The organism is Pseudomonas sp. SDO5591_S426 (assembly GCF_054070755.1).
In genome coordinates this window covers 1-12,679 of sequence record NZ_JBSVXD010000041.1, presented here as the reverse complement: position 1 = coordinate 12,679, position 12,679 = coordinate 1, and the positions used below count along the sequence as shown (strand labels likewise).

14 protein-coding genes are annotated in these 12,679 nt (G+C 58.7%); 6 read left to right on the top strand and 8 right to left on the bottom strand.

The annotated features are described in order from the left end of the window. Window positions 1-2 precede the first annotated feature (2 nt). Entirely contained in the window at window positions 3-1,070 is a 1,068-nt protein-coding gene (locus tag ACW9JC_RS11290) for a DUF2066 domain-containing protein (RefSeq protein WP_457455041.1), read from the bottom strand. Window positions 1,071-1,453: 383 nt separating this feature from the next. On the opposite strand from ACW9JC_RS11290, the gene purM reads away from it, so the two are divergent. From purM to ACW9JC_RS11265, 5 genes are all read left to right on the top strand, one after another. Further along, complete coding sequence (gene purM, locus ACW9JC_RS11285) at window positions 1,454-2,512, top strand: phosphoribosylformylglycinamidine cyclo-ligase (RefSeq protein ID WP_053156858.1); 1,059 nt, start codon at window positions 1,454-1,456, stop codon at window positions 2,510-2,512. Continuing rightward, on the top strand, window positions 2,512-3,162 hold the full coding sequence (gene purN / locus ACW9JC_RS11280) for a phosphoribosylglycinamide formyltransferase (RefSeq protein WP_457455040.1): 651 nt from the start codon (window positions 2,512-2,514) through the stop codon (window positions 3,160-3,162). The genes purM and purN overlap by 1 nt, the downstream gene beginning before the upstream one ends. 8 nt (window positions 3,163-3,170) lie before the next feature. Then, window positions 3,171-3,884: a DUF3108 domain-containing protein gene (locus ACW9JC_RS11275; protein WP_338582308.1), complete on the top strand. Its 714-nt coding sequence runs from the start codon at window positions 3,171-3,173 to the stop codon at window positions 3,882-3,884. A gap of 143 nt (window positions 3,885-4,027) precedes the next feature. Further along, entirely contained in the window at window positions 4,028-4,444 is a 417-nt protein-coding gene (locus ACW9JC_RS11270; protein WP_338582309.1) for an OsmC family protein, read from the top strand. 62 nt (window positions 4,445-4,506) lie between these two features. Continuing rightward, window positions 4,507-5,367 carry a pirin family protein gene (locus ACW9JC_RS11265; RefSeq protein ID WP_457455039.1) on the top strand — a complete coding sequence of 287 codons (861 nt, stop codon included), beginning with the start codon at window positions 4,507-4,509 and terminating at the stop codon, window positions 5,365-5,367. A 137-nt stretch (window positions 5,368-5,504) separates the two neighbouring features. Here ACW9JC_RS11265 and ACW9JC_RS11260 read toward each other — a convergent pair whose 3' ends face one another. The 4 genes from ACW9JC_RS11260 to ACW9JC_RS11245 form a co-directional block, all read right to left on the bottom strand. Continuing rightward, window positions 5,505-6,233 carry a dienelactone hydrolase family protein gene (locus ACW9JC_RS11260; protein WP_457455038.1) on the bottom strand — a complete coding sequence of 243 codons (729 nt, stop codon included), beginning with the start codon at window positions 6,231-6,233 and terminating at the stop codon, window positions 5,505-5,507. A 67-nt stretch (window positions 6,234-6,300) separates the two neighbouring features. Further along, the gene (htpG, locus tag ACW9JC_RS11255; RefSeq protein ID WP_457455037.1) at window positions 6,301-8,205 is read right to left on the bottom strand and encodes a molecular chaperone HtpG; all 1,905 of its coding nucleotides are present in this window, start codon (window positions 8,203-8,205) and stop codon (window positions 6,301-6,303) included. 82 nt (window positions 8,206-8,287) lie between these two features. After that, on the bottom strand, window positions 8,288-8,737 hold the full coding sequence (locus tag ACW9JC_RS11250; RefSeq protein ID WP_457455036.1) for a PaaI family thioesterase: 450 nt from the start codon (window positions 8,735-8,737) through the stop codon (window positions 8,288-8,290). Continuing rightward, window positions 8,734-9,210 carry a PaaI family thioesterase gene (locus ACW9JC_RS11245; RefSeq protein WP_457455035.1) on the bottom strand — a complete coding sequence of 159 codons (477 nt, stop codon included), beginning with the start codon at window positions 9,208-9,210 and terminating at the stop codon, window positions 8,734-8,736. The genes ACW9JC_RS11250 and ACW9JC_RS11245 overlap by 4 nt, the downstream gene beginning before the upstream one ends. 160 nt (window positions 9,211-9,370) lie before the next feature. On the opposite strand from ACW9JC_RS11245, the gene ACW9JC_RS11240 reads away from it, so the two are divergent. Further along, window positions 9,371-9,607 (top strand): hypothetical protein, encoded by a 237-nt coding sequence (locus ACW9JC_RS11240; protein ID WP_457455034.1) that lies wholly within the window; start codon window positions 9,371-9,373, stop codon window positions 9,605-9,607. A gap of 79 nt (window positions 9,608-9,686) precedes the next feature. Here the strand turns inward: ACW9JC_RS11240 and ACW9JC_RS11235 are convergent, their stop codons facing one another. From ACW9JC_RS11235 to brnQ, 3 genes are all read right to left on the bottom strand, one after another. After that, window positions 9,687-10,088 carry an MAPEG family protein gene (locus tag ACW9JC_RS11235; protein ID WP_338582315.1) on the bottom strand — a complete coding sequence of 134 codons (402 nt, stop codon included), beginning with the start codon at window positions 10,086-10,088 and terminating at the stop codon, window positions 9,687-9,689. Continuing rightward, complete coding sequence (locus ACW9JC_RS11230) at window positions 10,088-10,825, bottom strand: DUF599 domain-containing protein (RefSeq protein WP_457455033.1); 738 nt, start codon at window positions 10,823-10,825, stop codon at window positions 10,088-10,090. Before ACW9JC_RS11230 ends, ACW9JC_RS11235 begins: the two co-directional genes overlap by 1 nt. A gap of 256 nt (window positions 10,826-11,081) precedes the next feature. After that, window positions 11,082-12,395 carry a branched-chain amino acid transport system II carrier protein gene (gene brnQ, locus ACW9JC_RS11225; RefSeq protein WP_457455032.1) on the bottom strand — a complete coding sequence of 438 codons (1,314 nt, stop codon included), beginning with the start codon at window positions 12,393-12,395 and terminating at the stop codon, window positions 11,082-11,084. Window positions 12,396-12,679: the final 284 nt, after the last annotated feature.

The following is a 12,679-nucleotide window of genomic DNA, read 5'->3' as shown; positions in this document are numbered from 1 at the left end:
ACCTACCAGCGGAAACTCATTTGCGGTGTCGGTGCCGGCGCAGGCGCTACGACTGGAGGCGCTGTACCGTCAGCCGCTGGCGGAACAGGTGCCACAGGGGCTGGAGCGGGTGCCGACTCCACGGCGACCTCCTGCAATTTCGCCAGCGACAATTGCGCCCGCAACTGTTCGGCACTGCCATTGACCCGATAAAGAATGCGGTCACCATCGACGCTTTGCGGACGCCCGCCAAATGGTTCAAGCAAACGCCCCAGCGTGGCATAACGCTCAAGATTCATGCCTTTCACTTCCAGCAACTGCGGGGTCGAAGCCCCGGGTTTGGCGACGAATCGCGGCGCCAGTCGCTCGTTGACCGCCAGCATCACGGCGTCCGCCACGGCTGCCTGATCCGCCCCCTGAACACTGCCCGCCTCTTTTTGATCGCCCAGCCACAAACGCCACTTGGCTTGCCACTGACCACCTTCTTCGCGAGCATGCACCGCCAGCAAGGCGTCGGCATTGTAACGTTCCGAGGCGCTGCGCAGCGGCGCCGGATCAGCACTTTCCAGATTTGGTGCGGTAGCGACGATCTGTTCATTCAAATCCGCCAGTGGCAAACGCAATGGCAAGCCACGGTGCTGCGCCGCACGACGCAGCGGGGCCGCACTGGCCTGGCCATCGCCCACCAGGCTCGAACCATCGGTGTTGTCGTTCAGCCACCACCCGAGGATCGATGGCCGATTGGCGCCCCACATGGCCAGCCCGGCACGACGCAATGCCTGTTCGGTGGTACTCGGATCGAAATCGATCTTCAGGACTTCCGGCGGTCCGGCGTCATAGCCAAACTGAGTGATGATTTGTTGCGGCTCTTTGCGGACCGCCGCCAAGCCCGGACTTTGCGCTGCCTTGGGGTCGCCCGTCAGGCGCAGGACCAGCGTATCGAGGGCGCGCTGGGTCGCCTGGTCGCGCTCTTCCGGCGACTGGCCACTGACCGGTTCGCGAACTTGATAAAGGCCTTTGACGGTTTCGGCATGACTGACCAGGCTGACCAATGACAAACAGCCCACAAACAAGAATTTACAAAAACGCATGGAAGATTCCTGACGACAAGAGCGGCTGGAACAGATCGCATGAGACGATCGAGCAAGGCTGTGACCATCGCCCGGCGCAAAACATTCACACGTCCTGGGTAAGTTTTCGCACTGTCATAACGATAGACGGTTAATGGCGATACCTTGCGCAGGTCAGCAGGATGCCATCAACGTAAAAGAATTACGGTTTTTTTAGGCGGATATGCCCCTGCCGTCGGCCTGAGGATGGCCGCTGCCCTTCAAGCCTGATAAAATCGCGCGCCTTCGCAGACCGGCAACAGCCGGGCACCCTCGAAATTCGCGTGAGGCAATCGCCTTCGTCGATTTCGGCGGCCCCGCTGGACTCGGTCGTTACCCCTGAATCCCCCCTAAAGGCCTGGATCATGAGCAAGCAACCCTCCCTGAGCTACAAGGACGCCGGTGTAGACATCGACGCCGGTGAAGCATTGGTCGAACGCATCAAGAGCGTCGCCAAGCGCACTGCGCGCCCGGAAGTCATGGGCGGCCTGGGCGGTTTCGGCGCCCTCTGCGAAATCCCGGCCGGCTACAAGCAGCCTGTGCTGGTTTCCGGTACTGACGGCGTCGGCACCAAGCTGCGCCTGGCACTGAACCTGAACAAGCACGACAGCATCGGCATTGACCTGGTTGCCATGTGCGTCAACGACCTGGTCGTGTGCGGCGCCGAGCCGCTGTTCTTCCTCGACTACTACGCCACCGGCAAACTGAACGTCGAAACCGCGACCCAGGTCGTGACCGGCATCGGCGCTGGCTGCGAGCTGTCCGGCTGCTCCCTGGTCGGCGGCGAAACCGCTGAAATGCCTGGCATGTACGAAGGCGAAGACTACGACCTGGCCGGTTTCTGCGTCGGCGTGGTGGAAAAGTCCGAAATCATCGACGGCTCCAAAGTCGCTGCCGGCGATGCCCTGCTCGCCCTGCCGTCCTCCGGCCCGCACTCCAACGGTTACTCGCTGATCCGCAAGATCATCGAAGTCTCCGGTGCCGACATCGAAAACACCCAGCTCGACGGCAAGCCGCTGACCGACCTGCTGATGGCCCCGACCCGCATCTACGTGAAGCCGCTGCTTAAGCTGATCAAGGAAACCGGCGCCGTCAAAGCCATGGCCCACATCACCGGTGGCGGCCTGCTGGACAACATCCCGCGCGTTCTGCCAAAAGGCGCACAAGCCGTGGTTGACGTGGCGAGCTGGACCCGCCCGGCGGTGTTCGACTGGCTGCAAGAGAAAGGCAACGTCGACGAAAACGAAATGCACCGCGTGCTGAACTGCGGCGTGGGCATGGTCATCTGCGTGGCTCAAGAGCACGTTGAAACCGCCCTGAACGTCCTGCGTGAAGCCGGCGAGCAGCCTTGGGTCATCGGCCAGATCTCCACCGCTGCCGAAGGCGCGGCTCAGGTCGAACTGAAGAACCTCAAGGCTCATTGATGCACCAGACCTGTGATGTGGTGGTGCTGTTGTCCGGCACTGGCAGTAACTTGCAGGCCTTGATCGACAGCACGCGGACCGGCGACAGCCCGGTCCGCGTCGCTGCGGTGATTTCCAACCGCGCCGACGCCTACGGCCTGCAACGTGCCAGGGACGCGGGTATCGACACCCGCTCCCTGGATCACAAGGCTTTCGAGGGCCGCGAAGCCTTCGATGCCGCACTGATCGAACTGATCGACGAATTCAATCCCAAACTCGTGGTGCTGGCCGGTTTCATGCGCATTCTCAGCGCTGATTTCGTACGCCATTACCAGGGTCGCCTGCTCAACATCCATCCCTCGCTGCTACCCAAATACAAAGGGTTACACACTCATCAGCGCGCGCTGGAAGCCGGCGACACTGAACACGGCTGCTCCGTGCACTTCGTCACCGAGGAACTCGATGGCGGACCACTGGTCGTACAGGCAGTAATACCGGTAGAGTTGCACGACTCGCCGCAGAGTCTGGCGCAGCGAGTCCATGTACAGGAACACCTGATCTACCCGATGGCCGTGCGCTGGTTTGCCGAAGGCCGGCTATCACTCGGCGATCAGGGTGCTTTACTGGATGGACAGTTACTCGCGGCCAGCGGCCACTTGATTCGAATCTAGGAGATTTTATGCGTCGTGCCCTGCTCTTCGCTTGCGCTCTGCTTGCCTTGCCCTTCGCGCAGGCCGCAGACCTTCAACCCTTCTCCGCCAGCTACACCGCTGACTGGAAGCAATTGCCCATGAGCGGCACCGCCGAACGCAGCCTGACCAAGGAAGCCAACGGCGTCTGGAAGCTCAGCTTCAAGGCTTCGATGATGATCGCCAGCCTGTCCGAAGAAAGCACCCTGACCGTCGACAAGGACACCTTGCTGCCACAGTCCTACCACTTCGAACGTGGCGGCCTGGGTAAAGCCAAGAAAGCCGACCTGGACTTCGACTGGGCCGCGAAAAAGGTGACCGGCACCGATCGTGGCGACGCGGTCAACATTCCGCTGAACCGCGGCATGGTCGACAAATCCACCTATCAACTGGCGCTGCAGCATGATGTGGCCGCCGGCAAAAAAAGCATGAGCTATCAGGTTGTCGATGATGGCGAAGTCGATACCTATGACTTCCGCGTGCTGGGTTCGGAAAAGGTCGACACCAAGGCTGGTCAGATCGATGCAATCAAGGTCGAGCGCGTGCGCGACCCGACACAAAGCAAGCGCATCACCGTGCTGTGGTTCGCCAAGGATTGGGATTACCTGCTGGTCCGCCTGCAACAGGTCGAAACCGACGGCAAGGAGTACAACATCATGCTCCTGGACGGCAAGGTCAACGGCAAGGCTGTCAAAGGCAACTGATCCAAATTGATACGAAGGAGCCCCGCAATCGCGGGGCTTTTTCATGCAGGGCAAAAAACCGGAACGCTCACCCGCAGGCATGCTCTATACCTTCAAGGTCTTTTTTGATCGAATGAGTTTTCCTGTCGCCTGCGAGGTTTCCCATGACTGTCACCGTCAACACCGTTTCCGCTGAAGGTTTTCGTCACAGCGTCCAGATCGATGACCACGAACTCTTTGCCGATGTGCCTGTAGCGTCGGGCGGCGAGGGATCGGCGCCGGAGCCGCACGATTACTTCGACGCCGCCCTCGGTGCCTGCAAGGCCCTGACCCTGAAAATGTACGCGAAGAAAAAAGACATCCCGCTCACCGGTGTCGGCGTCGAGGTCAAGCGCGACAACAGCCAGGAGCAGAAAGGCAAATACGCCCTCCACGTCAAACTGACCCTCAAGGGTGTACTGACCGATGCCCAGCGTGACGAACTGCACCGCGTGGCCGATCGCTGCCCGATCCACAAGTTGATGACCACCAGCGAAGTCAGCATCGAAACCCATCTCTCCGAAGGTGCGTTCAGCCAATAGCGGCAAGGTCTGCGCAAGCGGGTTATGCTCGACCGCATCACCCGCTCAGCCTGGAATGCACCATGAACACTCCGCTCGTGATCCGCCCCCGCGCCGAAGATGTCGAAGGCCAGCCGATTCTTCGCCCGTTGCCGTCAGCCAAGTGCCGCAGCGTCGGGCCGTTCGTGTTTTTCGACCACATGCTCGAAACCGAGTATCCGGCGGGCAAAGGTATGAACATCCGCCAGCACCCGCATATCGGCCTGTCGACCCTCACCTACCTGTTTGAAGGCCAGATCCAGCACAAGGACAGCCTCGGCTCGGATCAGTTGGTCAATGCCGGCGACGTGAGCTGGATGACTGCCGGCAGCGCCATCGCCCACGTTGAACGCACACCGCAACCGTTGTGGGAGCAAAGTTTCAGGATGCACGGTTTGCAGATCTGGCTGGCCTCACCGAAGGATCATGAACAAGGTCCGGGGCATTACAGCCATCACCCAGCCGCTACGTTGCCGGTCAGCGATAACCTCGGGGTGAAGATCCGCATGATTGCCGGGTCAGGCTTCTGCCTGGAATCGCCGGTGCCGGTGCTGTCTCCTACGCTGTACGCGGAACTGAACCTGCAAACGGCCACGACGCTGCTGATCCCCACCGAGCATGAAGAGCGCGCGCTGTATGTGTTGAGCGGAGAAGCGCAACTGGATGGCGAGGTGATAGAGCCGCATTCGCTGGTGGTTTTGCCTGCCGGGGAGGAAATGACTTTATCCGCTGACAGCGACACGCATGCGGTGCTGTTTGGAGGCGCTCCACTGGACGGCCCACGACGGATCAACTGGAATTTTGTGGCGAGCGATCCGGCGGCGATTGATGAGGCGCGGCGCAAGTGGGCGGCCGGGGATTGGCCGACGGTGCCGGGGGAAGTTGAGAGGATCGAGTTGCCCTGAGTTCTACATCGCCTGCCAGGCCGCCTTCGCGGGCAAGCCCGCTCCCACAGTGAATGATGTGATCGTGTACACCACCGAACCCTGTGGGAGCGAGCTTGCTCGCGATGAGGCCCGCACTTACACCGGCCAAATCATGCTCAGCCCTTGAACACTTCATCCAGCAAGTTATGCATCGAAGTGAACGCCCGGGCAGCGACCTTGGCGTCGTACATCATCATCCCCGGCACATTCGCGTGCGGATCGGTGAACGAGTGGAATGCACCGCCGTAGCTCAGCAGCTGCCAATCCACGCCCGCCGCATTCATTTCATCTTCGAACGCCGGCAGTTGCTCTTTCGGCACCAATGGATCGGAGGCGCCGTGCAGCACCAGGACCTTACCCTTGATGTCTTTCGCATCAGCCGGATTCGGCGTGTCCAACGTGCCATGGAACGAAACCGCCGCCTTCACCGGCGCACCGGTACGGGCGAATTCGAGGGCGCAGCAACCGCCAAAGCAGAAACCGAAGGTCGCCAGCTTCGAGGTATCAACCGCGGCTTCGCCCTGACCCTGCAGCTGTTCGAATGCCACTTGCATCCGCTTGCGCAACAACGGACGGTCATTCTTCAACGGCATCATCGCCGCGCCCGCCTCGTCATTGTTCGTCGGACGAACCGATTGACCGTAGAGGTCCGCGATCAGCACCACGTAACCCTTGGCCGCCACTGACTTGGCGATCTCCTCCGCTCCGGCGCTGACGCCCATCCAGTTCGGCGCCATCAACAAACCCGGACGCGGACCTTTATGGTCCGCATCGAAGGCCAGACGGCTTTCATAGGATTGACCATCAATCTGATAGGCCACGGAACGTACAGTGATTTGGCTCATTTCTGACTCCTGATAATTGAACACCAGAATGAAAAAACCCGCCGAAGCGGGTTTTCTTGCAACGCAGTTAAGCCGATAGCTCAACCAATAGCTTGTTCAGACGACGCACATACGCTGCCGGATCTTTCAAGCTGTCGCCGGCCGCCAGGGCCGCCTGATCAAAGAGGATGTGCGACAGGTCGCCGAAGCGCTCGTCGCTCTGCTCGTTGTCGAGCTTCTCGATCAGCGGGTGAGCCGGGTTGAATTCGAAGATCGGCTTCGAATCCGGAACCTTCTGACCGCTGGCTTCGAGGATCTGACGCATCTGCAGGCCCAGGTCCTGCTCGCCGATGGCGAGGATCGCCGGAGAGTCGGTCAGACGATGGGAAACCCGCACTTCGGCTACAGATTCGCCCAGCGCGGTTTTCAGACGCTCAACCAGACCTTCTTTGGCCTTGGCGACTTCTTCCGCGGCTTTCTTGTCTTCTTCCGAATCCAGGTTGCCAAGGTCCAAGTCACCGCGCGCCACGTCGACAAAGCTCTTGCCGTCGAAGTCGTTGAGGTAGCTCATCAGCCACTCGTCGATACGGTCGGTCAGCAGCAGCACTTCGATGCCTTTCTTGCGGAAGACTTCCAGGTGCGGGCTGTTTTTGACTTGTGCGTAGGTTTCGCCGGTCAGGTAGTAAATCTTGTCCTGACCTTCCTTGGCGCGTGCCAGGTATTCGGCCAGGCCAACAACCTGCTCGCCTTCGTCGCCGTTGGTCGATGCGAAACGCAGCAGACCGGCGATTTTTTCCTTGTTGGCGAAATCTTCTGCCGGGCCTTCCTTCATGACCTGACCGAAGTTTTTCCAGAAACCTTTGTATTGCTCAGGCTCGTTCTTCGCCAGTTTTTCCAGCATGTCGAGCACGCGCTTGGTCAGCGCCGACTTCATGGAGTCAATGATCGGGTCTTTCTGCAGGATTTCCCGCGACACGTTCAGCGACAGGTCGTTGGAGTCCACCACACCTTTGATGAAGCGCAGGTACAGCGGCAGGAACGACTCGGCCTGATCCATGACGAACACGCGCTGCACGTACAGCTTCAGGCCTTTCGGCGCTTCACGCTGGTACAGATCGAACGGAGCACGGCTCGGCACGTACAGCAGCGAGCTGTATTCCAGCTTGCCTTCGACCTTGTTGTGGCTCCAGCTCAGCGGGTTTTCGAAGTCGTGAGCGATGTGCTTGTAGAACTCCTGGTATTCCTCGTCCTTGATGTCGGTACGCGGACGGGTCCACAGGGCACTGGCGCGGTTGACGGTTTCCCACTCAACGGCCGGTTGCTCTTCGCCTTCGGCGGCTGCCACTTCTTTCGGCAACTCGATCGGCAAGGCGATGTGATCGGAGTACTTTTTGATGATGTTGCGCAGACGCCAGCCATCGGCAAACTCGTCTTCAGCGGATTTCAGGTGCAGGACGATGCGAGTGCCGCGCTCGGCTTTCTCAATCGTTGCAACTTCGAAATCGCCTTCGCCCTTGGACGACCAGTGCACGCCTTCGCTTGCGGCGCTGCCGGCACGACGGCTGTACACGTCGACTTTGTCGGCGACGATGAATGCGGAGTAGAAACCGACACCGAACTGGCCGATCAGGTGCGAGTCTTTCTTCTGGTCGCCGGTCAGGTGCTTCATGAAATCGGCGGTGCCGGATTTGGCGATGGTGCCCAGGTGCGTAATCGCATCCTCGCGGCTCATGCCGATACCGTTGTCTTCGAGGGTGACGGTTTTAGCGTCCTTGTCGAAACTCACGCGGATTTTCAGCTCGGCGCCACCTTCCAGCAGTTCTGGCTTGGACAGCGCTTCGAAACGTAATTTGTCTACAGCGTCAGAGGCGTTCGAGATCAATTCGCGAAGGAAAATTTCCTTGTTGGAATACAGCGAATGGATCATGAGGTGCAGCAGCTGCTTTACCTCGGTCTGGAAGCCCAGGGTTTCCTTTTGAGTTTCCACACTCATGGTCATCAAACTCCAATCAGATGGCATTGGCCGCGACCTTGAGCGGTCGGCGGCGGGTTGTCATCAGAGTTGGGGGCTGAGTTCAGGATTTCAAGGGCTCCTCAAGTTTGAAATGCGCCCGGGCCGTGGCAATCGGCTCGCCTTCGGTGCTTTGCCAGGCGGTAATCGCCACGTTGGCCACGCGTCGCCCTTGGCGGCAAACCTGGCAGCGAGCCCAGGTATCGCGGAACTGGCCGGCACGCAGGTAATCCAGGGAGAAGTCGATAATCTTCGGTACACCCGGCGAACCGGTAGCAATCAGCAGATGCAACGCGGCGGACAGCTCCATGAAGCCGGCAATCACACCGCCGTGGATCGCGGGCAATAAAGGGTTACCAATGTTGTCTTTGTTGGCCGGCAGACGAAACAGCAACTCATCTCCTACTCGCGAGCATTCGACGCCGATCAGCGTGGCGTAGGGAATCAATTGCAGCAGCGAGCTGTAGTCGCCCTTCTCATGGGCCGCTTGCAGTTGTTCTTGAAAATCAGTCATTTCGTACCTCCGGCGATGGCGCCACCAAAGCCCTTGGTGCCCCTGATGTTTTTACCCATGCGCATGAAAGTGCCCACGACATGGGCGATCGGCTGCCCGGGATCATCCTGATAGGCAAAGCCGCGGGCGAAGATCACGTCGGTGGTTACCCGGTAGCACTGGGCGAAGCCATAGACATCCTTATTTGGCTCGGCGGCGTGCATGTAGTCGATACGCAGATCGAGAGTCGGGCACACCTCGAATTCCGGCAGCACGCAGAGGGTGGACATGCCGCAAGCGGTGTCCATCAGCGACGTCAATGCGCCACCATGAATGACGCCTGTCTGCGGGTTGCCGACGATATGTGGGCTATATGGAAGCACCACGGTGAGCCCTTCACTGCTGGCGCTGTGCACCCTCAAACCCAGGACCTGACAATGTCGCAATGCCGAGAGAAATCGCGTCGCCCGCTCAAAAATGGGGTTTTCAGCCATTTGATAAATACTCTTGTTTAATAGTCGTACAGTGCAGTAGCAGTCAGGGTAAAAGTTCCGCGTTAGAACAAACTTATATATCTGAACAATTTGAGGAACTTAACCCTGACGCCTGGGCTCTTAAGGCCAGATAGATATTTTCCACAAGGAGAAACACCCCATGCGTAAGACTTTAGCTATTGCCTTGATGTTGACCGCTTCCCTCGGTCTCGCTGCCTGCGATAAAAAATCCGAGGACAAAGCTCAAGATGCTGCCAAACATGCTGAGCAAGCTCAGCAAGACATGAGCAAAGCTCAGGATAAAGTGAACGACGCTGCGAAAGAAAACGCCGAAGCCGCCAAAGATCAGGCCGAATCGAACGAAGCCGCAGCAAAAGAAGCAGCACCTAAAAACTAAATCAGTTTTTAGCGTGATAAAAGAAAACCCGCCGAGTGCGGGTTTTCTTTTGTCTGGAGGTTGTGTTGCAGTGCCAGCGTTAGAGCAAAATCGTTCGAAAAGTCGGACTAATCATCAGCAACAACGAACAGACTAATCCAACCAGCCAAACCAGGCTGCGCTGCCAGGTAAGATCTTTCCAATAGCACAGTAAGTAGATAACTCGGGTGATCACAAAGATGATCGCCAGCAAGTCAATCAGCCATCCTGCGGTCTGCGTGGTATGCGCCATCAACACACCCACCGCAAACAGTATGAACGCTTCGAAACTATTCTGATGTGCCGCCACCGCTCGGGCACCCAAGCCTGTGAGTTGCGCCTGCTGTTGGCGCGGCAAGTGATTGTTGTAACCGCCCTGCTCTTTCATGGCCTTGCTCACGGGCATACGCGCCACGTAAATCAGCAAGGCACTGATGAACACACACCAGAATGGAATACTCATCAAGCGGCCTCTCTATTCACCTCGGGCAATGGCGCCTCTGTAGGGGTATAGACCATCACGTCGAGGACGTCGGAGTGAAACTCGCGGCGATACAGCACGAACACCACGCCCGCGCTCATCAACATGAACAACCAGGGACTGACGAACCAGGCCAGCATGGTCATGCCGAAGTAGTAAGAGCGCAGGCCGAAGTTGAACTGGTTGGCGGCCATGGAAATGACCCGCGCCGCTCGGGCGGCAAAGGCCTTGCGTTCCTGCTCGGACACATGCCGTTCACCGACCATCGGTGCCGAACCCACCAGAATGGCGGCGAAGTTGTACTGGCGCATGCACCAACTGAAAGTAAAGAAGGCGTAGACGAACACCAAGGCCAGGCACAACAACTTGATCTCTGACATGCCTTGGGAAGCCTGTTGCACCATCGGAATATCCGCCAACAGCGACACCGCCCGCTCCGATGCGCCGAGTACCGTGAGAATACCGGCCAGGATAATCAGCGTACTGGACGCAAAGAACGAAGCGTTGCGTTCCAGATTGCCGATCACGCTGGCGTCCGCGATGCGGTTGTCACGCAGCAACATGCGGCGCATCCAGTCTTCGCGGTAAAGATGCAGAACGCTGGCGAGGCACGCGGTGTCGCGGCCCTTCCAGGTGGCATAGCGGGTGTAACCGCCCCAGCAGACTACGAACCAGACGGCGGCAAGAATGTGGATCAGGTTGGCTTGGATGAACGACATGCAATTCCCTGTGAGATGTTGGCATAGGTGACCCCTGTAGGAGCATGGCTTGCCCGCGATGGCGGTGCGTCAATCAACAAAGGTATCGAATGTTATACCGCCATCGCGGGCAAGCCTTGCTCCTCCAGGTAAGGCTTCGACGTTAGCCCAACGAAAAAGGCACCGCATCTCCAGATAAAAAAAATGCCCCGTATCGATTGATACGGGGCATTTCTGTTTCTGCTCCAGACCCGCTTGTGGTGGGTCGTGAAACGACTTAGGCCAAGGCTTCTTCGCGCTTGCCCAGCAGACGGTCGCAAACTACAGCAACTACCAAAGTCATCACCGACGGCACCAGCCACGCCAGACCTTGCTCGCTCAGCGGCAGGTGTGCCATCTGGCTCGGCATCCACTCCGCCAGACCAGCACCCTTGAGGGCATCGATCAGGCCGAAGATGAACGACACCAGCATCACCGGGCCGAGAATACGACTCTGCTCATGCCAGAAGTCCTTGCAGAAGCTCAACGCCACCAGAACGATGCACGGCGGGTAGATCGCAGTCAGTACCGGGATCGAGAACGCAATCAGCTTGGTCAGGCCCAGGTTGGACACCAGCAGCGAGAACGCAGCAAGAATGATCACCAGCGTCTTGTAGGACAGCGGCAGCACACGGCTGAAGTATTCGGCGCAGGCACAGGTCAGACCGACCGCCGTCACCAGGCACGCCAGGGAGATCAGCACCGCGAGGAAACCGCTGCCCAACGAACCGAACGTGTGTTGCACGTAAGCGTGCAGCACCGCCGCACCGTTGGTCGCGCCGGCAGCCACTTCATGGCTGCCCGAACCGAGACGGAACAGGCTGACGTAAACCAGTGCCAGGCCCACACCGGCAATCAGACCGGCGATGATCGCGTAACGGGTGATCAGTGCTGGCGACTCGACGCCGCGGGAACGGATGGCGTTGACGATAACAATGCCGAACACCAAGGCACCGAGGGTATCCATGGTCAGGTAACCATTGATGAAGCCCTGGGAGAACGGTGCCGCCACGTACTCAGGCGTCGCATGGCCAATGTCACCCGCCGGCAAGGCGAATGCGGCGATGCCCAGAACAGCAAGCGCGATGATCTTCAGCGGTGCGAGGAAACGTCCTACGGTATCCAGCAAACGGCCCGGATACAGCGAGATGAAGAACACCAGCAGGAAGTAAACCGAGCTGTAGAGGAACAGCGCCAGCGGGCTCTCGCCGGTCAGCGGCGCCAGGCCCACTTCGAAGGACACGGTCGCCGTGCGCGGCGTGGCGAACAGCGGGCCAACAGCGAGGTAGCAAGCGGCTGCCAACACACCACCGGCCACTTTACCGATCGGGCTGCTTAACGCATCCATTGCGCCACCAACCTTGGCCAACGCTACAACGGTGATCACCGGCAGGCCGACCGCGGTGACGAGGAAACCCAGCGCCGCCATCCAGACATGAGGCCCGGACTGCAAACCGACGATAGGCGGGAAGATGATGTTGCCAGCCCCGACGAACAGGGCAAACGTCATAAAACCAAGTGCCAGGATGTCCTGGCCTTTCAACACTTTCATTAAGGAAATACCACACTACTGAATCGGAATTTAGAGAGGGATTTCCCTATGGGTGAGGGAAATGCTGTCGGTCCGTATGAGACCAACCCTTTTAGCGCGTGGCTGCCTTGTGGGCGCGGACGCAAAAATGGCGAGTAGCCTAACGAATTTGGGCGGGAAACGCACTGTTTGAGGGCGAACATTCCGATGCGCGACATTTCCGTGTCGCGTTTACATATCTAAATTTCATAAAGATCAAAAGATCGCAGCCTTCGGCAGCTCCTATAGGGGAATGAGCTTATGTA